Raw genomic sequence first — 18,567 nt, 5'->3', positions numbered from 1 at the left:
GAAGGCCTTCAGCCCTTGAAGGACTCATTGCCTTAAGACTTATCTCACTATTATCCCTCCTCTACTAGCCAGGGGGCTACCATAAGGCGATCTATTATCATCATAAATCACATTATACATCAGCACCAAATTGACCGATAGATTGTGGCCTATAGGATATGTTACCCCCCCTCCGATAAAGAAACCAGGAACCCAGTCTCTACCAGTATTGGAAGTACCGTCATTAAGTGGCACTAAGGTATTAAGACTTTCAAATTCTGTCTGAAAAAAGTAGTTATCTAAGAAACGATAACGTAGAAAGGCTCTCGGACCATAAGTGTTGTTTTTAAGCTTAACGCGGTTATAGCTAGGCAAAAAGATATACTCTCTAGATACATAGAGGTAAGACAAGGAAAGTCCACCTGAAAATGTCTCGGAGAACCTATACCCCACCAAAGGAGACACTTCTATGTATTGCGACTCAACATCTCCAAAGGAGAAGCTTAACCCAAAGTTTCCTCCAAAAAACACCCTGTCCTCCAGTGGAATCTTCTCGGTCTCTTCTTTGTCCTTTTTTTCTTCTTCAAAATACTGTGCCGATACACTATTCGAAATGGCTATCAACAAAAGGAAGCCTAATACAAGTCTATTCATGAGCTCAATAAAAAAGTCCTCGAGTGAGGACTTATCTTAATCTTCTATTACAATCATATAGAGGTCTTCACTCTTTTTCTTCATCATGTAGTTTTCTCTCGCAAACTTTTCGAGCAGTTCAGTATTTGTACTGAGCTCTTCACGATCTTTTAAAACCTCTGTTTTCTTTTCCAGATAATACTCTTTCTCAGCCTGCAAATCATTCAGTTTGCGAGTCATTCTAATTTGTGACACCACATCATTGGAGTCTACAAACAACATCCAGATAACGAAGAAGAGACCAAATAGAACATAATAGTTCTTGAGAAATTTCGGGAGCCTGGTGAAAGGATTCATAATATAAAGATACGGAAGTTTTAATTTGAAAGTCAATGCTGTTTGAAATCCTCCGGCCTTTGACCACCTGCTTAAAAAAGGAAGAATGATTGGTGCCAGAGTTGAGAGATTCCTCCCGATAAATATCGGGATCGCGGGAATGGCAGTACCTAGACATAAAAAAAGCACCTCGTTCGAGGTGCTTCTGTCTAATATATAAAGTCTATGTACTCAGTACTTTGTACCAGATACTAATACGCTTTTCTAAAGTCCTTACCAGGGAACCTTCCAACTTCGCCAAGTTCTTCTTCGATTCTGATCAATTGGTTGTATTTAGCCATTCTGTCTGAACGAGAAGCTGAACCAGTTTTGATCTGACCGGTGTTCAATGCTACTGCCAAGTCAGCGATAGTATTGTCTTCAGTTTCACCAGACCTGTGTGACATTACAGCAGTGTAACCATTCGTCTTAGCCAGGTTAACAGCAGCAATAGTTTCAGTCAAAGTACCAATTTGGTTTACTTTGATTAGGATTGAATTAGCAATACCGTTATCGATACCTTTCTGAAGTCTTTCTACGTTAGTCACGAACAAATCGTCACCTACTAGCTGTACTTTATCACCGATTTTCTCAGTCAAAGCTTTCCAACCTTCCCAGTCATCTTCAAACATACCGTCTTCGATAGAAACGATAGGATATTTCTCGGCAAGACCTGCTAAGTAGTCAGCCATTTCTACTGGAGAAAGTTTCTTACCTGTTGAATCTTTAAAGTAGTAAACGTTCTCATCTTCTAAGTAGAACTCTGAAGAGGCTACGTCTAATGCGTAAACGATGTCTTCACCTACTTTATAACCAGCATTGGTTACTGCCAAAGAGATAACTTCTAATGCCTCATCGTCAGAACCTAAATTAGGAGCGAAACCACCTTCATCTCCAACGTTTGTAGCCAAACCTCTTTCTGAAAGTACTTTCTTCAGGTGATGGAAAACCTCAGCACCCATTCTGATTGACTCAGAGAATGACTTTCCGCCTACAGGCATAATCATAAACTCTTGGAAGTCGATTGAGTTATCGGCATGAGAACCACCGTTGATGATGTTCATCATAGGAACAGGAAGCGTGTTAGCGCTTACACCACCTACGTATCTGTACAGTGGAAGTCCAAGTTCAGCAGCAGCCGCTTTAGCAACAGCAAGAGAAACACCCAAAATAGCGTTTGCTCCTAAGTTTCCTTTGTTTGGAGTACCATCGGCCTCCAACATGATCTTGTCGATCAAGTTTTGTTCGAAAACTGAGAAACCGATGATTTCAGCTGCCAACACATCGTTAACATTCTGAACCGCCTTAGTTACTCCTTTTCCTAAGTATTTTGATTTATCGCCATCTCTTAGTTCTACAGCTTCGTGTGCTCCAGTAGAGGCACCAGAAGGAACTGCTGCTCTTCCTAGTACTCCATTTTCAGTAACTACATCTACTTCAATGGTTGGGTTACCACGAGAATCTAATATTTGTCTGGCGTGTACGCTTTCAATTAAGCTCATATTGATTATGATTTAAATAGGTCTATGAATTGGTCGAACAAATAACGCGAATCGTGAGGGCCCGGACTAGACTCTGGGTGATATTGTACGGAAAACGTTTTCTTTCCCTTTACAGCAATCCCTGCACAAGTATCATCGTTCAAGTTTACGTGAGTAAGCTCTACCAAATCAGACTTTTCTACATCTTCTCTGTTTACGGCAAATCCATGGTTTTGAGAAGTAACTTCACTTTTGCCAGAAACTAAGTTCTTAACAGGGTGATTCAATCCTCTGTGACCATTATGCATCTTAAAGGTTGGCACACCACAAGCCAGCGAAATAATTTGGTGACCTAAACAGATACCGAATAGCGGATAATCTTCTTCCATTATTTTCTTAGCTGTTTCTACGGCATAAGGCATAGAAGCTGGGTCACCAGGACCGTTAGAAAGGAAATAACCATTTGGTGCCCACTCCTTCATTTCTTCAAATGAAGTTTTAGCAGGAAACACTTTTAAGTAAGCTCCTCTATATGAAAGGTGCTTAAGAATGCTTGTTTTAACCCCTAGGTCTAAAACAGCCACCTTATAAGGGGCACTCTCATCTCCAACAAAATACGGCTCTTTAGTAGATACGAAAGAAGACAACTCTAGGCCATTCATATCTGGCACTTCGGCCAACTTAGCAGCCAATTGCTCATCAGTTAGATCTTCAGAAGAAATGATAGCATTCATAGCCCCTTTATCTCTGATATGCCTTACTAACAAACGAGTGTCTAACTCTGAAATACCTACAATGTTATTTTTGTCTAGATAATTCTGAAGTGAGTCTGTTCCTGTTGGTCTACTAAAATCTTGAGAGAAGGTATTTACTACCAAACCTCTAATCTTAGGAGAGTCAGACTCTTGTTCTTCATCTTCTACACCGTAGTTACCTATATGAGAAGTAGTATTTACTACAATCTGCCCAAAGTACGAAGGATCTGTATAGATCTCCTGATACCCGGTCATACCGGTGTTAAAGCAGATTTCTCCACCTATCGTTCCAATTTTACCAATGGCTATCCCCTCGAAACGAGAACCGTCTGCAAGTAGTAAAACAGCCTTTTTTTGTGATTGATCAAATGTTTTTTGCGACATATTTTGAATGGCTTGCGTTTAACGCATCGTGCAAAAATAACAGGTATTTATTTGGTAGCAAAACCAAATAAAAAAGGGATTGAACTTCCGCTCAATCCCTTTCAATATCTAGTAATATAAAATTACTCTTTGCTTACTTTTTCTCTTCTTCAGCGTTATCAGCAGCTTCAGCTTTAGGAGCTTCCTCCTTTGCCTCTTCTACCTTAGCTTCTTCTGCTGCTGGTGCGGCAGTAGTAGCCTCAGTAGCTTTCTTGCCACCTCTTCTGCTTCTTCTGGTTTTCTTAGCGCTGTCGTCTTTAGTTTCACCTAACAACAACTCGTTATAGTCAACCAATTCGATGATACACATGTCAGCATTATCACCAAGTCTGTTACCAGTTTTGATAATTCTGGTGTATCCACCTGGTCTTGTTGCTACCTTCTCTGCTACTTCATTAAAAAGTGTAGTAACAGATTCTTTGTCTTGCAGGTAAGAGAACACTACTCTTCTAGAGTTAGTTGAATCGTCCTTTGCTTTAGTAATCAAAGGTTCAACATACTTTCTTAAAGCTTTCGCTTTTGCTACAGTTGTAGTGATTCTTTTATGCTGAATCAAAGAAGAAGCCATGTTAGAAAGCATCGCCTTTCTGTGCGAAGCCGTTCTACCTAAATGATTGAATTTCTTCCCGTGTCTCATCTCTATTAATCCTCTTCCAGTTTATATTTAGCCAAATCCATACCGAAGGTAAGGTTCTTTTCAGCTACAAGTTGTTCCAACTCGGCCAAAGACTTCTTACCGAAGTTTCTGAACTTCATCATGTCAGAAATCTCTAATTTCACCAAGTCGCCAAGTGTACGAACATCAGCAGCTTTAAGGCAGTTGTAAGCTCTCACAGAAAGATCTAGATCGTTCAATGAAGTCTTAAGCAACTTACGCATGTGAAGCATCTCTTCGTCTACTTGCTCTGGCTCATCCAATGCTCCTGTCTCTAAGATCATATTCTGATCAGAGAACAACATGAAGTGTTGAATAAGGATATGAGCAGCACCTTTCAATGCATTCTCAGGGTGAATAGAACCATCAGTTTTGATGTCTAAAACTAACATTTCGTAGTCAGTCTTTTGCTCAACCCTTGTGTTCTCCACGCTGTATTTCACATTCTTAATAGGTGTGAAAATAGCATCGATTGGAATGAATCCGAAAACTTGTTCGCTTGGCTTGTTTTCCTCTGCAGGAAGGTAACCTCTACCCTTCTCGATAGTCAATTCAATCTCGAATTTGATATCGTTGTCTATGTGACAAACAACATCTTCTGGGTTCAAGATTTCGAAAGCGCTGGTGAATTTTCCAATATCACCAGCTGTAAACTTATCCTGACCGTCTATTACGACATTGATTTTATTATCTACTGTATCAGAGATTTTCTTGAACCTTACTTTCTTCAGGTTAAGGATGATTTCTGATACGTCTTCTACAACACCTTCAATAGTAGAGAACTCGTGCAACACACCAGGTATTTTGATACCGGTGATGGCGTAGCCCTCTAGAGAAGAAAGCAATATTCTTCTCAAAGCATTACCGATAGTAACCCCGTAGCCTTTTTCAAGGGGTTTGAACGTGAACAGACCGTGAAAATCGTCTGCCTTCTCCATCACCACTTTCTCCGGGATTTGAAATGCGAGTATCGACATATATGTAATGTTTAAAAGGTTCTTAAATTGATTATTTAGAGTAAAGCTCGACAATCAGCTGCTCCTTAATGTTCTCTGGAATATCTTCTCTTGTTGGAACATTAATCATTTTACCAGCTAATTCAGCTTTGTTGAACTCTAACCAAGGGTACCTCTGAACAGTGTTAGCAGCAACGCTATCAGAAATTAACTCCAATGATTTAGACTTCTCTCTTACTGCCACTACATCGCCAGGCTGCACGTGGAAAGATGGAATGTTCACAATTTCACCGTTAACAGTGATGTGCTTGTGAGATACCAACTGTCTTGCAGCTCTTCTTGTAGGAGCGATACCCAATCTGTATACCAAGTTGTCTAATCTCGCCTCCAATAACTGAAGCAAAATTTCACCTGTAATACCAGATCTTCTTGAAGCTTTGTCGAATAGATTAGCAAATTGTCTTTCTAACACACCGTAAGTGTACTTAGCCTTTTGCTTCTCCATCAACTGGATGGCATATTCAGATTGCTTTCTTCTTCTTCCTCTACCGTGTTGGCCAGGAGGATAAGCCTTCTTCTGTAATGCTTTGCTATGACCGAAAATAGGATCGTTAAACCTTCTCGCGATTTTAGCCTTTGGTCCGTTATATCTTGCCATTACTTCTTAAATTCTTAATTAAACTCTTCTTCTTTTCGGTGGACGACATCCGTTGTGAGGTAGTGGAGTTACGTCTCTAATCACAGTAACTTCGATACCTGAATTTTGGATGGTTCTGATAGCTGATTCACGACCAGATCCAGGACCTTTCACAAAAACCTCAACTTTTCTTAAGCCTAATTCATAAGCCTTTTGAGCACAGTCTTGTGCTGCCATCTGAGCTGCGTAAGGAGTGTTCTTTTTAGAACCCTTAAAGCCCATTTTACCAGCAGAAGCCCAAGAGATAACCTGTCCTTGCTGATTAGTCAAAGAGATGATGATGTTGTTGAAAGACGCCTTAATGTGCGCCTGTCCAAGAGCATCAACCTGTACTACTCTCTTCTTAGCTTTATCTTTTCTTTTTTGAGCCATTTTCTAATTCTTTTTCGGCATTAAAAAACTCACCTATTACTTAGTTGCTTTCTTCTTGTTAGCAACCGTCTTTCTCTTACCTTTTCTGGTTCTAGAGTTGTTCTTGGTGTGCTGACCACGAACAGGAAGACCTCTTCTGTGTCTCAAACCTCTGTAACAACCAATGTCCATCAATCGCTTGATGTTCATTTGTACTTCAGACTTAAGAACACCTTCAATTTTGAACTCTTCACTAATGATAGTTCTGATGTCTTTCTGCTGATCGTCATCCAGGTCGCCAATTTTAGTATTTACATCAATACCTGCTTTAGCCAAAATGTAGTTGGCTGAGCTACGACCGATACCGAAAATGTATGTCAAACCAATTTCGGATCTTTTGTGATCTGGAATATCTACTCCTGCAATCCTTGCCATAATTACCCTTGTCTTTGTTTGAATCTAGGATTCTTCTTATTAATCACGTACAACTTTCCGTTTCTGCGGATTATCTTACAATCGGCACTACGCTTCTTAATAGAGGCTTTAACTTTCATTTTTCTTTATTTATACCTGTAAGTAATTCTTCCTTTTGATAAATCGTAAGGAGACATTTCTAGTTTTACTCTATCTCCTGGCAAAATTTTGATGTAGTGCATTCTCATTTTTCCTGAGATATGAGCCAACACCACATGTCCATTTTCAAGCTCAACACGAAACTGTGCATTAGGCAATGCCTCTACAATTGTTCCGTCTTGTTCTATAGATCCTTGTTTAGCCATATTAAAATTTTACTACTTCTTCTATGTATTTATGACTTGTCAATATTTCAGTCCTGTCTTTGAAGATAGCTATCGTATGCTCAAAATGTGCAGAAGGCTTTCTGTCTCTGGTTCTAATCGTCCAGCCATCGCTTTCTTGCACAATATTTCGAGTTCCTAGATTGATCATAGGTTCAATAGCAATAACTAAACCTTCATTCAACTTTGGACCACGGCCTCTCTTGCCATAATTTGGAACTTCAGGACCCTCATGAAGGCTTCTGCCCAATCCATGTCCTACTAGTTCTCTAACCACTGTATAACCTCTGTCTTCTACATACTTCTGTATGGCGAAAGCAAGATCACCTATGCGGTTACCAAACTTGGCTTCTTCAATACCTACATACAACGACTCTTTCGTTGTCTTAAGAAGTGATAAAATTTCTGGGGATGTGTCTCCTACGGGGTAAGTGTAAGCGGAATCGCTATGAAAACCTTGGTAGAAGACTCCACAATCTACAGAGATTATATCACCGTCTTTCAATTCATAATCGCTCGGAAATCCGTGAACAACTACCTCATTCACAGAAATACAAAGCGTGGCGGGAAAACCATTATAACCTTTAAAGGAACCGGTTGCCCCATGATCTGCGATAAACTCTTCAGCGACCTTATCTAGATCTTTGGTTTTTATGCCAGGCTTAATAAGCTTGGCTACTTCTCCGTGAGCTTTTGCTAATATCTCAGCACTCTCACGTATCTTTTGAATTTCTTCTTCTGTCTTATAAAAGATCATATTTACGCTACAGCCATGTTTTGAGACCTACCTCTCATTTTTCCTGACTTCATCATTCCTTCGTAATGTCTCATCAATAGGTAGCTTTCAATTTGCTGTAAGGTATCTAAGATCACACCAACCATAATCAACAATGATGTACCTCCGTAGAAGTATGAAAACTGCTGCCCTACTCCTGCATTGTATGCGAAAGTTGGAAGGATGGCGATAATAGCCAAGAAAATAGATCCTGGCAAAGTGATTTTATCTAAAACGCTTCCGATAAACTCAGAAGTAGGTCTTCCTGGCTTAATACCCGGAATGAAACCACCGTTTCTCTTCAGATCATCCGCCATGCTAGACGGGTTAACAGTAATTGCTGTATAGAAGAAAGTAAATGCGATGATCAAAATAGCGAACACCACAGTGTATTGCCATGAATAAGGATTAGAGAAAACATTTGCCACTCTAAGTGCTAAATCACTTTCTTCTTGCCAAATCTGACCAATCAATGTTGGCAGAATCATTAAGGCTTGAGCGAAAATAATTGGCATAACCCCAGCAGCGTTAACCTTTAAAGGTATAAACTGACGCTGGCCACCATATACTTTACCTCCTACAACCTGCTTAGCATATTGTACGGGAATTCTTCTTACAGCTTGTACTAACGCTACTGTTATTATTACAACACCGAACAATACAAGTATTTCCACTACAGAGAATAATGCTCTGCTTAATCCATTTGTAGTAACAAATTCATACCACGCAGCACCTGGAAGGCTAGAGATAATACCGATCATGATCAACATTGAGATACCGTTTCCGATACCCTTATCAGTAATTTTCTCACCTAACCACATACAGAACATTGTACCTGAGGTTAAAAGAACCATTGAAGAGATCATGAAGAATGTAGGATCGATATTCGGAGAGATTGCTTCACTAGGAATAGTCACTCTCAAATACCCTACACTCTGAGCAAGAGTAACCAATATAGTTAGCACTCTTGTGATCTGTGTCAACTTCTTTCTTCCAGATTCTCCTTCTTTTTGCATCTTCTGGAAACTAGGTACAGCCACGGTCATCAACTGAATCACAATGGAAGCAGAGATGTAAGGCATAATACCTAAACCAAAAATAGAAGCTCTACTAAATGAGCCTCCTAAAAGAGTATTAAGGATACCAAGAATACCACTGTCCGCATCATTCAACATAGTAGGATCTACACCTGGTAGAACCACGAATGATCCAAGTCTGAAAATGACAAGGAATCCTAGCGTAGCCAGGATCCTGTTTCTTAATTCCTCAATGGAAAAAATGTTCTTTATCGTAGTTATGAATTTCTTCATCTGATTACAGCTTTGTAACAGTTCCGCCAACTTTCTCTATAGCTGCCTCAGCAGATGCAGAGAATTTGTGAGCTGTCACGTCTACCTTTGATTTCAATTCGCCTCGGCCTAAAACTTTGATCAAGTCATTTTTAGCGGCTAAACCATGAGAAGCTAATACTTCTACAGTGATATTAGACTCGCCAGACTGATCTACCAACTGTTGTAGTGTATCTAGGTTAATAGCCTTATACTCTACTCTGTTAGGATTAGTGAAACCGAATTTAGGAACTCTTCTCTGAAGTGGCATCTGACCACCTTCGAAACCAGACTTGGTTTTATAACCTGATCTTGATTTAGCTCCTTTATGACCTCTTGTAGAAGTACCACCTCTACCGGATCCTTGACCTCTACCAATTCTTTTATCTGATTTTGTAGAACCTTCTGCAGGTTTTAATGTATTCAGTTTCATCTTATGCTTCCTTTACAGATACAAGGTGATTTACTTTATCAATCATTCCAGCAATCTGAGGAGTCATTTCAACTTCTACAGATCTGTTGATTTTGCCCAAGCCGAGTGCCTGAATAGTTCTCTTCTGTCTCTCAGGTCTGTCTATGGTGCTTCTAGTTTGTGTAATAATAACCTTCGCCATCTTCTTACCCGTTAAAAACTTTATCTAATCCAACACCTCTTTGCTCAGCCACAGTGTAAGGGTCTCTCATTTGCAATAAAGCATCGAAAGTAGCCTTAACCACGTTGTGTGGGTTTGAAGAACCTTTTGACTTAGCAAGTACATTGTGAATACCAGCCGATTCAAATACAGCACGCATTGCACCACCAGCAATTACACCAGTACCTTCTGATGCAGGCTTCACAAGAACGAAACCACCACCAAACTTACCAAGAGTCTCATGAGGAACAGTACCCTTAAATACTGGCACCTCTACCAAGTTCTTCTTAGCATCATCTATACCTTTAGTGATAGCATCGGTTACCTCATTAGCTTTTCCTAAACCGTAACCAACAACACCGTTTCCGTCACCTACTACTACAATTGCAGAGAAACTGAACCTTCTACCACCTTTTACTACTTTAGCTACACGCTTAATGGCAACAACTTTTTCTTTCAAGTCGATGTCACTAGCCTTAACTCTGTTCATTTTTTGTGTCATCTCTAATTAAAATTTAAGACCACCTTCTCTGGCACCATCTGCCAAAGCTTTCACTTTACCGTGGTAGATATATCCATTTCTATCAAATACTACTTCACTAATTCCGTTGGCAGCAGCTTTTTCAGCTAACTTCTTACCAACTTCTTTAGCTACTTCAATATTGGTGTTTTTCTTAGCACCAAGCTCAGCAGATGAAGCCGACACTAGAGTGTGCCCTTGCTCATCGTCTATGATTTGAGCGTATATCCTTGTATTGCTCTTGAAAACAGAGATTCTAGGCCTAACTGCCGATCCAGAAATCTTTTTTCTGATACCTCTCTTAATTCTAAGTCTACTCTTACTAATAGCCATGATAACTTTTATTTAGCAGCAGTTTTACCAGCCTTTCTTCTAATCTTCTCACCAACAAACTTGATACCTTTACCTTTGTAAGGCTCAATTTTTCTAAGTGATCTGATCTGAGCAGCTACTTGTCCAATCAATTCTTTATCGCTACTGCTTAGAGTAACAATTGGGTTTTTACCTTTCTCCATTTTGGCATCAGCAGAAACCTCTTGAGGAACCTGAAGATAAATATTGTGAGAGTAACCCAAGTTAAGCTCCAACACATTATTTGCAACAGCGGCTTTATAACCTACACCTACTAGCTCCAACTCTTTGATGTAACCTGTATGAACACCAACTACCATATTGTTAATCAAAGCTCTGTATAAACCATGAAGAGACTTATGTCTTTTCTGATCTGTAGGCCTCTCTATCGAGACAACACCCTCTTCAACAGATACTTTAAAGTCAGGATCTATCGCCTGAGTCAATTCTCCTTTCGGCCCTTTAACAGTAACCGCTGATGCAGCTACGTCTACAGACACTCCCGAAGGAAGATTAATCGGTTTTTTACCAATTCGTGACATCTATCTATAATCTAGTATACGTGACACAATATTTCTCCACCAATGTGCTGAGTTCTTGCTTCCTTATCGGTCATAATACCTTTAGAAGTAGAAATAATAGCTATACCAAGACCATTCAATACTCTTGGAAGCTCACCAGCACCAGCGTACTTTCTCAAACCAGGCTTACTGATTCTTTCCAGCTTTATAATCGCTGGTTCTTTAGTACGCGAATTATATTTCAAGGCTATTTTAATCTTACCTTGAACACCATCATCTTCAAACTTGTAGTTCAAGATGTAGCCTTTGTCAAAAAGCACTTTAGTCATCTCCTTCTTCACATTCGAAGCAGGAATTTCGATAACCCTATGCCTTGCTTTAATAGCGTTTCTTAAACGCGTTAAATAATCTGCTATTGGATCAGTCATTTTCAAAATGTTTTACGCCCTTTAGGCGTGTGTACCTTGGCGATATCTCCCAAGAATACCCTTTATAAAATGTTAAATACCTTCCGGCCGAAACCGGCCTGCAAAGGTATTAATAATTTTCAGATATAAAAAGAAAGATTACCAGCTTGCTTTAGTCACTCCAGGTATTTTACCTGCAGAGGCCATCTCTCTAAAAGTTACCCTAGAGATACCGAACTTACGCATATAACCTTTAGGTCTACCAGTAAGCTTACATCTATTGTGAAGTCTTACAGGCGATGCGTTTCTTGGCAACTTATCGAGACCCTCGTAATCACCTTCAGCTTTAAGCCTTGCTCTTTTCTCAGCATAGCGAGCTACAAGTTTCTCTCTTTTTCTTTCTCTAGCTTTTACTGCTTCTCTTGCCATAATTAGTCTTGTTTTTTACCAGAAGCGAAAGGCATTCCCATAGCCTTTAGCAACTCATAACTTTCTTCATCAGTATTTGCTGTGGTAACGAACGTAATGTCCATACCAGTGATTTTATTCACTTTCTCGATAGAGATCTCAGGGAAGATAATTTGTTCCTTGATACCTAAAGTGTAGTTACCACGTCCATCGAAACCTTTATCTTTTACACCTCTGAAGTCTCTTACACGAGGAAGAGCAATATTCAAAAGTCTGTCGATAAATTCGTACATTCTATCACCGCGCAATGTAACTTTTGCACCAATTGGCATACCGTCTCTTAACTTAAAGTTTGAGATGGAGTTCTTAGCAACAGTTGGAACAGCCTTCTGACCAGTAATGGTAGTTAGCTCTTCTACTCCTACATCTACCAATTTCTTATCGGCTACAGCAGCACCAATACCTTTATTAAGTACAACCTTGGTGATTTTTGGCACCTGCATAACGCTGGTGTACTGGAATTTCTCCTTTAGCGCAGGAGCAATCTCCTTGCTATATGTTTCTTTTAATCTCGGACTAGCCATTTTTAATTACCTCCCCAGATTTTTTAGAGTATCTAACAAGTTTTCCATTTTCATCAGCTTTTCTACCTACTCTGGTTGCATCACCTGATGAAGGATCTACTACCATGAGGTTAGAAAGATGAATAGAAGCTTCTGTCTTCTCAATACCACCATTTGGATTGGAAGCCGAAGGTTTAATATGCTTGGAGACAACGTTTACACCTTCTACAATAGCTCTATATTTTGAAGGGATTACCTCAAGAACTGTCCCGGTTTTGCCTTTGCTATTACCAGAGATCACCTTAACGGTATCGCCTTTTCTCACATGAAGCTTTTTCACAACTGTTTGATTCTTATCCATGATTACAATACTTCAGGAGCCAATGAAACAATCTTCATAAATTGCTTTTCACGCAACTCTCTGGCTACAGGTCCGAACATACGAGTACCTCTTGGCTCATCGTTATTGTTCAATAACACTGCAGCATTATCCTCAAAACGGATATAAGATCCGTCTTTTCTTCTTACCTCTTTTTTGGTTCTTACGATTACTGCTTTAGAAACAGTTCCTTTTTTGAGGTTACTTGAAGAATGAGCAGATTTTACTGAAACCACAATTTTATCACCTACTGTGGCGTACTTCTTTTTAGTACCACCAAGTACACGAATACAGAGCACCTCTTTAGCACCACTGTTATCGGCAACGCTTAGTCTTGATTCTTGTCTAATCATGATTACTTGGCTCTTTCAATAATTTCTACTAGTCTCCAACGCTTGTTTTTACTCAGCGGACGAGTCTCCATGATCTTCACGGTATCTCCGATACCACAATCATTCTTTTCGTCATGAGCGGCAAATTTTGTTGTTTTCTTAACAAACTTACCATAGATCGGGTGCTTCTCTTTTCTTTGAACAGCTACAGTGATGGTCTTATCCATCTTGTTGCTTGTTACTACCCCGACTCTCTCTTTTCTAAGATTTCTGGTCTCCATGCTCATATTAGTTAGCAAGTTCCTTAGCCCTTAACTCTGTTCTCAATCTCGCGATCAGACGTTTTGAATGTCTGATTTTCATCGGATTTTCAATAGGAGAAATAGCATGTGCAAAGTTTAACTTCTGCAGACCGCTAACTTCCGTATTTATCTTTTCTCTAAGCTCCTCTACAGTGAGCGCCTTGATTTCTGAATTCTTCATAACTATGCCACGTAATCTCTACGAACAATAAATTTGGTAGAAAGAGGCAACTTCTGAGCTGCAAGTCTCAAGGCTTCTTTCGCCAATTCAACATTTACACCAGCTGCTTCGAAAAGCACTGTACCTGGTTTTACAACAGCTACCCAATATTCAGGAGCACCTTTACCCTTACCCATCCTTACTTCAGCAGGCTTGCTAGTAATAGGCTTGTCCGGGAATATTCTAATCCATACTTGGCCTTCTCTTTTCATTGCTCTCGTCATAGCAATACGAGCAGCTTCGATCTGACGGCTTGTAATCCAACCTGGCTCAAGAGACTTGATACCGAAGGTTCCGAAATCCAATGTATGTCCACGTCCGGCCACACCTTTGATGCGACCTTTCTGCATTTTTCTAAACTTGGTTCTTTTAGGCTGTAACATCTTCTCTCCTTTTTACAGTTGGGTTACTTCTTTTTATTACGGTTAGGTCTTCTAGCACCACCTCTACGGTCGCCACCACCCATTTGATTAGGGTTACCAACGTTTGGAGATAAGTCTCTCTTACCGTAAACCTCGCCTTTGAAAATCCATACCTTGATTCCGATTTTACCGTAAACAGTGTCGGCCTCAGAGATAGCGTAATCAATATCTGCTCTTAATGTATGAAGAGGAATTCTTCCTTCTTTGTACATCTCAGTTCTTGCCATTTCAGCACCACCAAGACGACCAGAGCATTTAACCTTGATACCTTGAGCACCTACTCTAACAGCAGAAGCAATAGCTTGCTTCATAGCTCTTCTGTAGGAAATTCTTGCTTGCAACTGCTGAGCGATTGACTCACCCACCAATTTTGCATCTAGCTCAGGTCTCTTGATTTCGAAGATGTTGATTTGAACGTCCTTTCCAGTAAGCTTCTTCAACTCTTCTTTAATACGATCAACTTCTTGCCCTCCTTTACCGATTACAACACCAGGTCTGGCAGTATGAACAGTAATGGTGATTCTTTTGATAGTTCTCTCAATTATAACTTTTGAGATACCACCTTTAGGAATTCGGGCATCGATATATTTTCTGATCTCCTGATCTTCAACCAGTTTATCAGAGAAGTCTTTTCCACCGTACCAGCTAGAATCCCAGCCACGTACAACTCCTAATCTGAAACCAACAGGGTTAACTTTTTGTCCCATCTGTTTTTAATTATCAGTTTCGTTATTTATTACTTCTTCAGCGGTAACCTCGGTTGAATTCTTTGAATCAACTACGATGGTCACATGATTTGATCTTTTTCTAATTCTATGAGCTCTACCTTGAGGTGCAGGTCTTAATCTCTTTAACATTCTGCCACCATCAACGCGAATTTCTTTAATAAAAAGATCTGCGTCTTCAAGTCTCTCATCTTCGTTTTTAGCTTGCCAGTTAGAGATTGCTGAAAGCAACAATTTCTGTAGCCTAGCAGCGCCTTCCTTCGGCTCGAATTTCAAGATGTTCAACGCAGTATTCACGCGCTCGCCTCTGATCATATCAGCGACCATTCTCATCTTACGAGGAGAAGTTGGAACATTGTTAAGTTTTGCAACAGCTTCCATTATCTCTTCTTATCTTTTTTAGCAATGTGACCTCTAAAGTTTCTTGTCGGAGCAAACTCACCAAACTTGTGTCCTACCATGTTTTCAGTAACAAACACAGGGATGAATTTATTTCCGTTATGAACTGCAAATGTGTGGCCGATGAAATCTGGAGAGATCATAGATCTTCTAGACCAGGTTTTGATAACTGACTTCTTGCCAGTTTCTTCCATCGCATCGACTTTGTTTGCCAATCTAAAATCGATATATGGTCCTTTTTTTAATGAACGTGCCATGCTAGATTATTTCTTTTTACCGATTATTAGTCTATTCGAGTATTTCTTAGGAGTTCTGGTTTTTTGACCTTTAGCGTAAAGGCCTTTTCTAGATCTTGGATGACCTCCAGATGATCTACCTTCACCACCACCCATTGGGTGATCTACCGGGTTCATTACCACACCTCTTACTCTAGGTCTTCTTCCTAACCATCTCTTTCTACCAGCTTTACCTAACCTCACGTTCATGTGTTCAGCATTACCTACGGCACCAATAGTAGCCATACATGTAGATAAGATGTTTCTTTGCTCGCCTGAAGGAAGCTTTACAGTAGCGTATTTCCCTTCTCTAGCAACCAACTGAACATAAGATCCTGCGCTTCTTGCCAAAGCAGCACCTTTACCAGGCTTAAACTCCACATTATGGATAATAGTACCCAAAGGAATTTTTGACAAAGGAAGAGCGTTTCCAACCTCAGGAGCAACAGCTTCACCAGATACAATCTGCTGGCCAACTTCTAATCCTTGAGGAGCGACTATATATCTTTTCTCACCATCCGCGTAATAAAGCAATGCAACTCTGGCACTTCTAGACGGATCGTACTCAATGCTTTTAACTGTAGCCGGCACATCGAATTTATCTCTTTTGAAATCGATAACTCTCAGTTTTCTTTTGTGACCACCACCCATGTAGCGCATGGTCATTTTACCGGTATTGTTTCTACCTCCAGATCTCTTAAGAGGAGCAAGCAAAGACTTTTCAGGAGTTGATGTTGTTACATCAGCAAAGTCTGGAGCTATACGGCCTCTTGTGCCGGGGGTCATTGGTCTTAATTTCTTTACACCCATCTTACTTCAATTAAATGCCGCTATAAAAATCGATTACCTCTCCTTCAGCAACAGTTACAATTGCTTTCTTAAACGAACTTGCTCTACCAGAAATGATTCTGGACTTAGTGTAGCGTGATTTGTCTTTACCCTGATATTTCATGGTATTAACATCTTCTACGGTTACACCGTACATATCTTCTACAGCCTTCTTAATTTCAACTTTATTGGCATTCAGGTCTACAATAAAACCGTACTTACCTTTTTCGTTTAAGGCCGATACTTTCTCAGTTACTAATGGCTTCTTTAAAACACTCATCTTCAGATTACTTTAGAAGGTTTTCAAGCTTTTCAATTGAACTTTCGCTAATCAATAGGCTATCAGCGTTCAACACATCATAAGTGTTCAATGAGTCAGCCGTTGTAATTTTAGCATTCTTCACATTTCTACCTGAAAGCACAACATTCTTGTTAGCCGAATCAGGAAGAACCAAAAGAGTTTTCTTGTCAGCCACAGAAAGGCCATTAAGAACTTTTACGAAATCTTTGGTCTTTGGAGATTCGAAGTTGATATCTTCTAACACCACTAAACCATTGTCTTTCGCTTTATAAGCCAATGCAGACTTTCTAGCTAAAGACTTCAATTTCTTGTTCAGCTTAAAGCTGTAATCTCTAGGCTGAGGACCGAATACTCTACCTCCACCTCTAAATATAGGAGACTTAATACTACCTGCTCTCGCAGTACCAGTACCCTTTTGTCTCTTTATCTTTTTCGTAGAACCAGCAATTTCATTTCTTTCCTTAGACTTATGAGTTCCTTGACGCTGATTCGCCAAGTATTGCTTAACATCTAAGTAGATGGCATGATCGTTTGGCTCAATACCGAAGATATCGTCTGAAAGAGTAATCTTTCTTCCAGTGTCTTCTCCACTATTTTTTAATACTGAAATCTCCATCTTCTTATTTCTCTAGTACTACGATTGAATTCTTAGCACCTGGAACAGAACCACTCACTACGATAAGATTCTTTTCAGGCATTACTTTCATCACTTTCAGGTTCAAAACCTTCACTCTGTCGTTACCCATTCTTCCAGCCATACGAGTACCTTTAAATACTCTAGCAGGATAAGAGGCACCACCAATAGAACCCGGAGCTCTCATTCTGTTGTGCTGACCGTGCGTAGCTTGACCAACACCACCGAAGCCGTGCCTTTTAACCACACCCTGGAAACCCTTACCTTTAGAGGTTCCAATAGCATCAACAAAATCGCCTTCTTCAAACACATCACCCACATTGATGACGTTTCCTAGAACGACTTTATCTTCGAATTCTTCACGGAAATCTCGAAACTCAACCACTTCTTTCTTAGGCGTTGTATTGGCTTTTTTGAAATGCCCCTTCAACGAACTTGGCGTATTTTTTTCTTTACGCTCACCGTAAGCAAGTTGTACAGCTCTGTATCCGTCTGTTTCCTCATTTTTTACTTGCGTAACCACGCAAGGACCAGCTTCTATAACCGTGCATGCGACACTAAGTCCATCGGCACCATAGATGCTAGTCATTCCGATTTTTTTTCCGATTATTCCAGACATCTTTTAATTCTTTTTAAACGCTACAAATCTAGCGCTTCCGAGAAACGGACTGCAAAGATAGGAAATTAATATTCTGCAGCAAACGGCACCGTTAGAATTTCTAAGAAATATTTAGCTAACTGTTTGACTGACAATAAAAAGCCCTCTCTATGCATAAAAAAGAGGCCATTCTAAGCAGAACAGCCTCTCTTAATTTCTCAGTATTATATAATTATACCTTAATCTCTACGTCTACACCAGATGGAAGCTCAAGCTTCATCAAAGCATCTACCGTCTTTGCACTAGATGAGTAGATATCTACTAATCTCTTGTAAGTACAAAGTTGGAATTGCTCACGCGACTTCTTATTCACGTGTGGTGATCTTAGCACTGTAAATTTCTCTTTTACTGTTGGCAACGGAATTGGTCCGCTAACAATAGCACCAGTTGTTTTCACAGCTCTCACGATCTTCTCTGATGACTTATCCACCAAGTTGTGATCGTATGACTTTAATTTGATTCTTATCTTCTGTGTCATCTTATTA

Annotated in this window: 34 protein-coding genes; all 34 read right to left on the bottom strand. The window is 39.9% G+C overall.

What is annotated here, in order from left to right:
- Positions 1-39 precede the first annotated feature (39 nt).
- Complete coding sequence (locus tag AWW68_RS11830; protein ID WP_068221294.1) at positions 40-633, bottom strand: hypothetical protein; 594 nt, start codon at positions 631-633, stop codon at positions 40-42.
- Positions 634-669: 36 nt separating this feature from the next.
- The gene (locus AWW68_RS11825; protein ID WP_068221292.1) at positions 670-969 is read right to left on the bottom strand and encodes an FtsB family cell division protein; all 300 of its coding nucleotides are present in this window, start codon (positions 967-969) and stop codon (positions 670-672) included.
- A 230-nt stretch (positions 970-1,199) separates the two neighbouring features.
- Complete coding sequence (gene eno / locus AWW68_RS11820) at positions 1,200-2,489, bottom strand: phosphopyruvate hydratase (RefSeq protein WP_068221290.1); 1,290 nt, start codon at positions 2,487-2,489, stop codon at positions 1,200-1,202.
- 5 nt (positions 2,490-2,494) lie between these two features.
- Positions 2,495-3,607, bottom strand: a complete 1,113-nt coding sequence (gene carA / locus AWW68_RS11815; RefSeq protein ID WP_068221280.1) for a glutamine-hydrolyzing carbamoyl-phosphate synthase small subunit — start codon at positions 3,605-3,607, stop codon at positions 2,495-2,497.
- Positions 3,608-3,740: 133 nt separating this feature from the next.
- Complete coding sequence (rplQ, locus tag AWW68_RS11810) at positions 3,741-4,283, bottom strand: 50S ribosomal protein L17 (protein ID WP_068221278.1); 543 nt, start codon at positions 4,281-4,283, stop codon at positions 3,741-3,743.
- A gap of 5 nt (positions 4,284-4,288) precedes the next feature.
- Positions 4,289-5,278 carry a DNA-directed RNA polymerase subunit alpha gene (locus tag AWW68_RS11805; RefSeq protein ID WP_068221274.1) on the bottom strand — a complete coding sequence of 330 codons (990 nt, stop codon included), beginning with the start codon at positions 5,276-5,278 and terminating at the stop codon, positions 4,289-4,291.
- 31 nt (positions 5,279-5,309) lie between these two features.
- Positions 5,310-5,915 (bottom strand): 30S ribosomal protein S4, encoded by a 606-nt coding sequence (gene rpsD / locus AWW68_RS11800; RefSeq protein WP_068221272.1) that lies wholly within the window; start codon positions 5,913-5,915, stop codon positions 5,310-5,312.
- An 18-nt stretch (positions 5,916-5,933) separates the two neighbouring features.
- Positions 5,934-6,326, bottom strand: coding sequence for a 30S ribosomal protein S11 (gene rpsK / locus AWW68_RS11795; protein WP_068221270.1), 393 nt, complete (start codon positions 6,324-6,326; stop codon positions 5,934-5,936).
- 36 nt (positions 6,327-6,362) lie between these two features.
- Positions 6,363-6,740 carry a 30S ribosomal protein S13 gene (gene rpsM, locus AWW68_RS11790; protein WP_068221268.1) on the bottom strand — a complete coding sequence of 126 codons (378 nt, stop codon included), beginning with the start codon at positions 6,738-6,740 and terminating at the stop codon, positions 6,363-6,365.
- A gap of 2 nt (positions 6,741-6,742) precedes the next feature.
- A complete protein-coding gene (gene ykgO / locus AWW68_RS19945; RefSeq protein ID WP_084375668.1) occupies positions 6,743-6,859 on the bottom strand; it encodes a type B 50S ribosomal protein L36 in 117 nt (38 codons plus the stop codon).
- Positions 6,860-6,865: 6 nt separating this feature from the next.
- Positions 6,866-7,084: a translation initiation factor IF-1 gene (infA, locus tag AWW68_RS11785; RefSeq protein ID WP_068221267.1), complete on the bottom strand. Its 219-nt coding sequence runs from the start codon at positions 7,082-7,084 to the stop codon at positions 6,866-6,868.
- 1 nt (position 7,085) lies between these two features.
- Positions 7,086-7,859, bottom strand: a complete 774-nt coding sequence (gene map, locus AWW68_RS11780; RefSeq protein ID WP_068221265.1) for a type I methionyl aminopeptidase — start codon at positions 7,857-7,859, stop codon at positions 7,086-7,088.
- Between the two features lie 2 nt (positions 7,860-7,861).
- The gene (secY, locus tag AWW68_RS11775; protein WP_068221264.1) at positions 7,862-9,187 is read right to left on the bottom strand and encodes a preprotein translocase subunit SecY; all 1,326 of its coding nucleotides are present in this window, start codon (positions 9,185-9,187) and stop codon (positions 7,862-7,864) included.
- Between the two features lie 4 nt (positions 9,188-9,191).
- Positions 9,192-9,638, bottom strand: a complete 447-nt coding sequence (gene rplO / locus AWW68_RS11770) for a 50S ribosomal protein L15 (RefSeq protein WP_068221263.1) — start codon at positions 9,636-9,638, stop codon at positions 9,192-9,194.
- 1 nt (position 9,639) lies between these two features.
- A complete protein-coding gene (gene rpmD / locus AWW68_RS11765; RefSeq protein WP_068221261.1) occupies positions 9,640-9,819 on the bottom strand; it encodes a 50S ribosomal protein L30 in 180 nt (59 codons plus the stop codon).
- Positions 9,820-9,823: 4 nt separating this feature from the next.
- Positions 9,824-10,327, bottom strand: coding sequence for a 30S ribosomal protein S5 (rpsE, locus tag AWW68_RS11760; protein WP_394364970.1), 504 nt, complete (start codon positions 10,325-10,327; stop codon positions 9,824-9,826).
- An 18-nt stretch (positions 10,328-10,345) separates the two neighbouring features.
- The gene (gene rplR / locus AWW68_RS11755; RefSeq protein ID WP_068221257.1) at positions 10,346-10,690 is read right to left on the bottom strand and encodes a 50S ribosomal protein L18; all 345 of its coding nucleotides are present in this window, start codon (positions 10,688-10,690) and stop codon (positions 10,346-10,348) included.
- Between the two features lie 8 nt (positions 10,691-10,698).
- On the bottom strand, positions 10,699-11,250 hold the full coding sequence (gene rplF, locus AWW68_RS11750; protein WP_068221255.1) for a 50S ribosomal protein L6: 552 nt from the start codon (positions 11,248-11,250) through the stop codon (positions 10,699-10,701).
- 11 nt (positions 11,251-11,261) lie between these two features.
- Positions 11,262-11,657, bottom strand: coding sequence for a 30S ribosomal protein S8 (gene rpsH / locus AWW68_RS11745; RefSeq protein WP_068221253.1), 396 nt, complete (start codon positions 11,655-11,657; stop codon positions 11,262-11,264).
- 138 nt (positions 11,658-11,795) lie between these two features.
- A complete protein-coding gene (gene rpsN / locus AWW68_RS11740) occupies positions 11,796-12,065 on the bottom strand; it encodes a 30S ribosomal protein S14 (RefSeq protein WP_068221251.1) in 270 nt (89 codons plus the stop codon).
- A 2-nt stretch (positions 12,066-12,067) separates the two neighbouring features.
- On the bottom strand, positions 12,068-12,628 hold the full coding sequence (rplE, locus tag AWW68_RS11735) for a 50S ribosomal protein L5 (protein ID WP_068221249.1): 561 nt from the start codon (positions 12,626-12,628) through the stop codon (positions 12,068-12,070).
- Positions 12,621-12,968 carry a 50S ribosomal protein L24 gene (gene rplX, locus AWW68_RS11730; protein ID WP_068221247.1) on the bottom strand — a complete coding sequence of 116 codons (348 nt, stop codon included), beginning with the start codon at positions 12,966-12,968 and terminating at the stop codon, positions 12,621-12,623. The genes rplE and rplX overlap by 8 nt, the downstream gene beginning before the upstream one ends.
- A 2-nt stretch (positions 12,969-12,970) precedes the next feature.
- Positions 12,971-13,339, bottom strand: coding sequence for a 50S ribosomal protein L14 (gene rplN, locus AWW68_RS11725; protein WP_068221245.1), 369 nt, complete (start codon positions 13,337-13,339; stop codon positions 12,971-12,973).
- A gap of 2 nt (positions 13,340-13,341) precedes the next feature.
- Positions 13,342-13,599 carry a 30S ribosomal protein S17 gene (gene rpsQ, locus AWW68_RS11720; protein ID WP_068221387.1) on the bottom strand — a complete coding sequence of 86 codons (258 nt, stop codon included), beginning with the start codon at positions 13,597-13,599 and terminating at the stop codon, positions 13,342-13,344.
- Between the two features lie 7 nt (positions 13,600-13,606).
- The gene (gene rpmC, locus AWW68_RS11715) at positions 13,607-13,801 is read right to left on the bottom strand and encodes a 50S ribosomal protein L29 (protein WP_068221240.1); all 195 of its coding nucleotides are present in this window, start codon (positions 13,799-13,801) and stop codon (positions 13,607-13,609) included.
- Between the two features lie 2 nt (positions 13,802-13,803).
- Positions 13,804-14,223: a 50S ribosomal protein L16 gene (gene rplP / locus AWW68_RS11710; protein ID WP_068221238.1), complete on the bottom strand. Its 420-nt coding sequence runs from the start codon at positions 14,221-14,223 to the stop codon at positions 13,804-13,806.
- A gap of 23 nt (positions 14,224-14,246) precedes the next feature.
- Positions 14,247-14,969: a 30S ribosomal protein S3 gene (gene rpsC / locus AWW68_RS11705; RefSeq protein ID WP_068221236.1), complete on the bottom strand. Its 723-nt coding sequence runs from the start codon at positions 14,967-14,969 to the stop codon at positions 14,247-14,249.
- A gap of 6 nt (positions 14,970-14,975) precedes the next feature.
- Complete coding sequence (gene rplV / locus AWW68_RS11700) at positions 14,976-15,368, bottom strand: 50S ribosomal protein L22 (RefSeq protein WP_068221234.1); 393 nt, start codon at positions 15,366-15,368, stop codon at positions 14,976-14,978.
- The gene (gene rpsS, locus AWW68_RS11695) at positions 15,368-15,643 is read right to left on the bottom strand and encodes a 30S ribosomal protein S19 (protein ID WP_068221231.1); all 276 of its coding nucleotides are present in this window, start codon (positions 15,641-15,643) and stop codon (positions 15,368-15,370) included. Before rpsS ends, rplV begins: the two co-directional genes overlap by 1 nt.
- A 6-nt stretch (positions 15,644-15,649) precedes the next feature.
- The gene (gene rplB / locus AWW68_RS11690) at positions 15,650-16,471 is read right to left on the bottom strand and encodes a 50S ribosomal protein L2 (protein WP_068221229.1); all 822 of its coding nucleotides are present in this window, start codon (positions 16,469-16,471) and stop codon (positions 15,650-15,652) included.
- 10 nt (positions 16,472-16,481) lie between these two features.
- The gene (gene rplW, locus AWW68_RS11685; RefSeq protein WP_068221227.1) at positions 16,482-16,769 is read right to left on the bottom strand and encodes a 50S ribosomal protein L23; all 288 of its coding nucleotides are present in this window, start codon (positions 16,767-16,769) and stop codon (positions 16,482-16,484) included.
- 7 nt (positions 16,770-16,776) lie between these two features.
- On the bottom strand, positions 16,777-17,406 hold the full coding sequence (rplD, locus tag AWW68_RS11680) for a 50S ribosomal protein L4 (protein WP_068221225.1): 630 nt from the start codon (positions 17,404-17,406) through the stop codon (positions 16,777-16,779).
- A 4-nt stretch (positions 17,407-17,410) separates the two neighbouring features.
- On the bottom strand, positions 17,411-18,043 hold the full coding sequence (gene rplC / locus AWW68_RS11675) for a 50S ribosomal protein L3 (RefSeq protein ID WP_068221224.1): 633 nt from the start codon (positions 18,041-18,043) through the stop codon (positions 17,411-17,413).
- 211 nt (positions 18,044-18,254) lie between these two features.
- On the bottom strand, positions 18,255-18,560 hold the full coding sequence (rpsJ, locus tag AWW68_RS11670; RefSeq protein ID WP_068221223.1) for a 30S ribosomal protein S10: 306 nt from the start codon (positions 18,558-18,560) through the stop codon (positions 18,255-18,257).
- Positions 18,561-18,567: the final 7 nt, after the last annotated feature.

The organism is Roseivirga spongicola (genome assembly GCF_001592965.1).
GTDB classification, from domain to species: Bacteria; Bacteroidota; Bacteroidia; order Cytophagales; family Cyclobacteriaceae; genus Roseivirga; species Roseivirga spongicola.
This window is presented reverse-complemented; position numbering and strand designations above follow the sequence as displayed.

Bases quoted from the DNA above. Each gene is read 5' to 3' on its own strand.
- rplX (WP_068221247.1), bottom strand. From the start codon at position 12,968: ATGGATAAGAATCAAACAGTTGTGAAAAAGCTTCATGTGAGAAAAGGC.
- rplW (WP_068221227.1), bottom strand. From the start codon at position 16,769: ATGAGTGTTTTAAAGAAGCCATTAGTAACTGAGAAAGTATCGGCCTTA.
- rpsS (WP_068221231.1), bottom strand. From the start codon at position 15,643: ATGGCACGTTCATTAAAAAAAGGACCATATATCGATTTTAGATTGGCA.
- rplD (WP_068221225.1), bottom strand. From the start codon at position 17,406: ATGGAGATTTCAGTATTAAAAAATAGTGGAGAAGACACTGGAAGAAAG.
- AWW68_RS11825 (WP_068221292.1), bottom strand. From the start codon at position 969: ATGAATCCTTTCACCAGGCTCCCGAAATTTCTCAAGAACTATTATGTT.
- rplP (WP_068221238.1), bottom strand. From the start codon at position 14,223: ATGTTACAGCCTAAAAGAACCAAGTTTAGAAAAATGCAGAAAGGTCGC.
- rplF (WP_068221255.1), bottom strand. From the start codon at position 11,250: ATGTCACGAATTGGTAAAAAACCGATTAATCTTCCTTCGGGAGTGTCT.
- AWW68_RS11830 (WP_068221294.1), bottom strand. From the start codon at position 633: ATGAATAGACTTGTATTAGGCTTCCTTTTGTTGATAGCCATTTCGAAT.
- rplN (WP_068221245.1), bottom strand. From the start codon at position 13,339: ATGATTAGACAAGAATCAAGACTAAGCGTTGCCGATAACAGTGGTGCT.
- rplE (WP_068221249.1), bottom strand. From the start codon at position 12,628: ATGGCTAGTCCGAGATTAAAAGAAACATATAGCAAGGAGATTGCTCCT.
- rpsN (WP_068221251.1), bottom strand. From the start codon at position 12,065: ATGGCAAGAGAAGCAGTAAAAGCTAGAGAAAGAAAAAGAGAGAAACTT.
- rplO (WP_068221263.1), bottom strand. From the start codon at position 9,638: ATGAAACTGAATACATTAAAACCTGCAGAAGGTTCTACAAAATCAGAT.
- rplR (WP_068221257.1), bottom strand. From the start codon at position 10,690: ATGGCTATTAGTAAGAGTAGACTTAGAATTAAGAGAGGTATCAGAAAA.
- rplB (WP_068221229.1), bottom strand. From the start codon at position 16,471: ATGGGTGTAAAGAAATTAAGACCAATGACCCCCGGCACAAGAGGCCGT.
- rpmC (WP_068221240.1), bottom strand. From the start codon at position 13,801: ATGAAGAATTCAGAAATCAAGGCGCTCACTGTAGAGGAGCTTAGAGAA.
- rpsD (WP_068221272.1), bottom strand. From the start codon at position 5,915: ATGGCAAGATATAACGGACCAAAGGCTAAAATCGCGAGAAGGTTTAAC.
- rpsQ (WP_068221387.1), bottom strand. From the start codon at position 13,599: ATGGAGACCAGAAATCTTAGAAAAGAGAGAGTCGGGGTAGTAACAAGC.
- ykgO (WP_084375668.1), bottom strand. From the start codon at position 6,859: ATGAAAGTTAAAGCCTCTATTAAGAAGCGTAGTGCCGATTGTAAGATA.
- rplQ (WP_068221278.1), bottom strand. From the start codon at position 4,283: ATGAGACACGGGAAGAAATTCAATCATTTAGGTAGAACGGCTTCGCAC.
- eno (WP_068221290.1), bottom strand. From the start codon at position 2,489: ATGAGCTTAATTGAAAGCGTACACGCCAGACAAATATTAGATTCTCGT.
- rpsJ (WP_068221223.1), bottom strand. From the start codon at position 18,560: ATGACACAGAAGATAAGAATCAAATTAAAGTCATACGATCACAACTTG.
- rpsM (WP_068221268.1), bottom strand. From the start codon at position 6,740: ATGGCAAGGATTGCAGGAGTAGATATTCCAGATCACAAAAGATCCGAA.
- rplV (WP_068221234.1), bottom strand. From the start codon at position 15,368: ATGGAAGCTGTTGCAAAACTTAACAATGTTCCAACTTCTCCTCGTAAG.
- rpsE (WP_394364970.1), bottom strand. From the start codon at position 10,327: ATGAACAGAGTTAAGGCTAGTGACATCGACTTGAAAGAAAAAGTTGTT.
- rpsK (WP_068221270.1), bottom strand. From the start codon at position 6,326: ATGGCTCAAAAAAGAAAAGATAAAGCTAAGAAGAGAGTAGTACAGGTT.
- infA (WP_068221267.1), bottom strand. From the start codon at position 7,084: ATGGCTAAACAAGGATCTATAGAACAAGACGGAACAATTGTAGAGGCA.
- map (WP_068221265.1), bottom strand. From the start codon at position 7,859: ATGATCTTTTATAAGACAGAAGAAGAAATTCAAAAGATACGTGAGAGT.
- rplC (WP_068221224.1), bottom strand. From the start codon at position 18,043: ATGTCTGGAATAATCGGAAAAAAAATCGGAATGACTAGCATCTATGGT.
- AWW68_RS11805 (WP_068221274.1), bottom strand. From the start codon at position 5,278: ATGTCGATACTCGCATTTCAAATCCCGGAGAAAGTGGTGATGGAGAAG.
- rpsC (WP_068221236.1), bottom strand. From the start codon at position 14,969: ATGGGACAAAAAGTTAACCCTGTTGGTTTCAGATTAGGAGTTGTACGT.
- secY (WP_068221264.1), bottom strand. From the start codon at position 9,187: ATGAAGAAATTCATAACTACGATAAAGAACATTTTTTCCATTGAGGAA.
- rpmD (WP_068221261.1), bottom strand. From the start codon at position 9,819: ATGGCGAAGGTTATTATTACACAAACTAGAAGCACCATAGACAGACCT.
- rpsH (WP_068221253.1), bottom strand. From the start codon at position 11,657: ATGACTGATCCAATAGCAGATTATTTAACGCGTTTAAGAAACGCTATT.
- carA (WP_068221280.1), bottom strand. From the start codon at position 3,607: ATGTCGCAAAAAACATTTGATCAATCACAAAAAAAGGCTGTTTTACTA.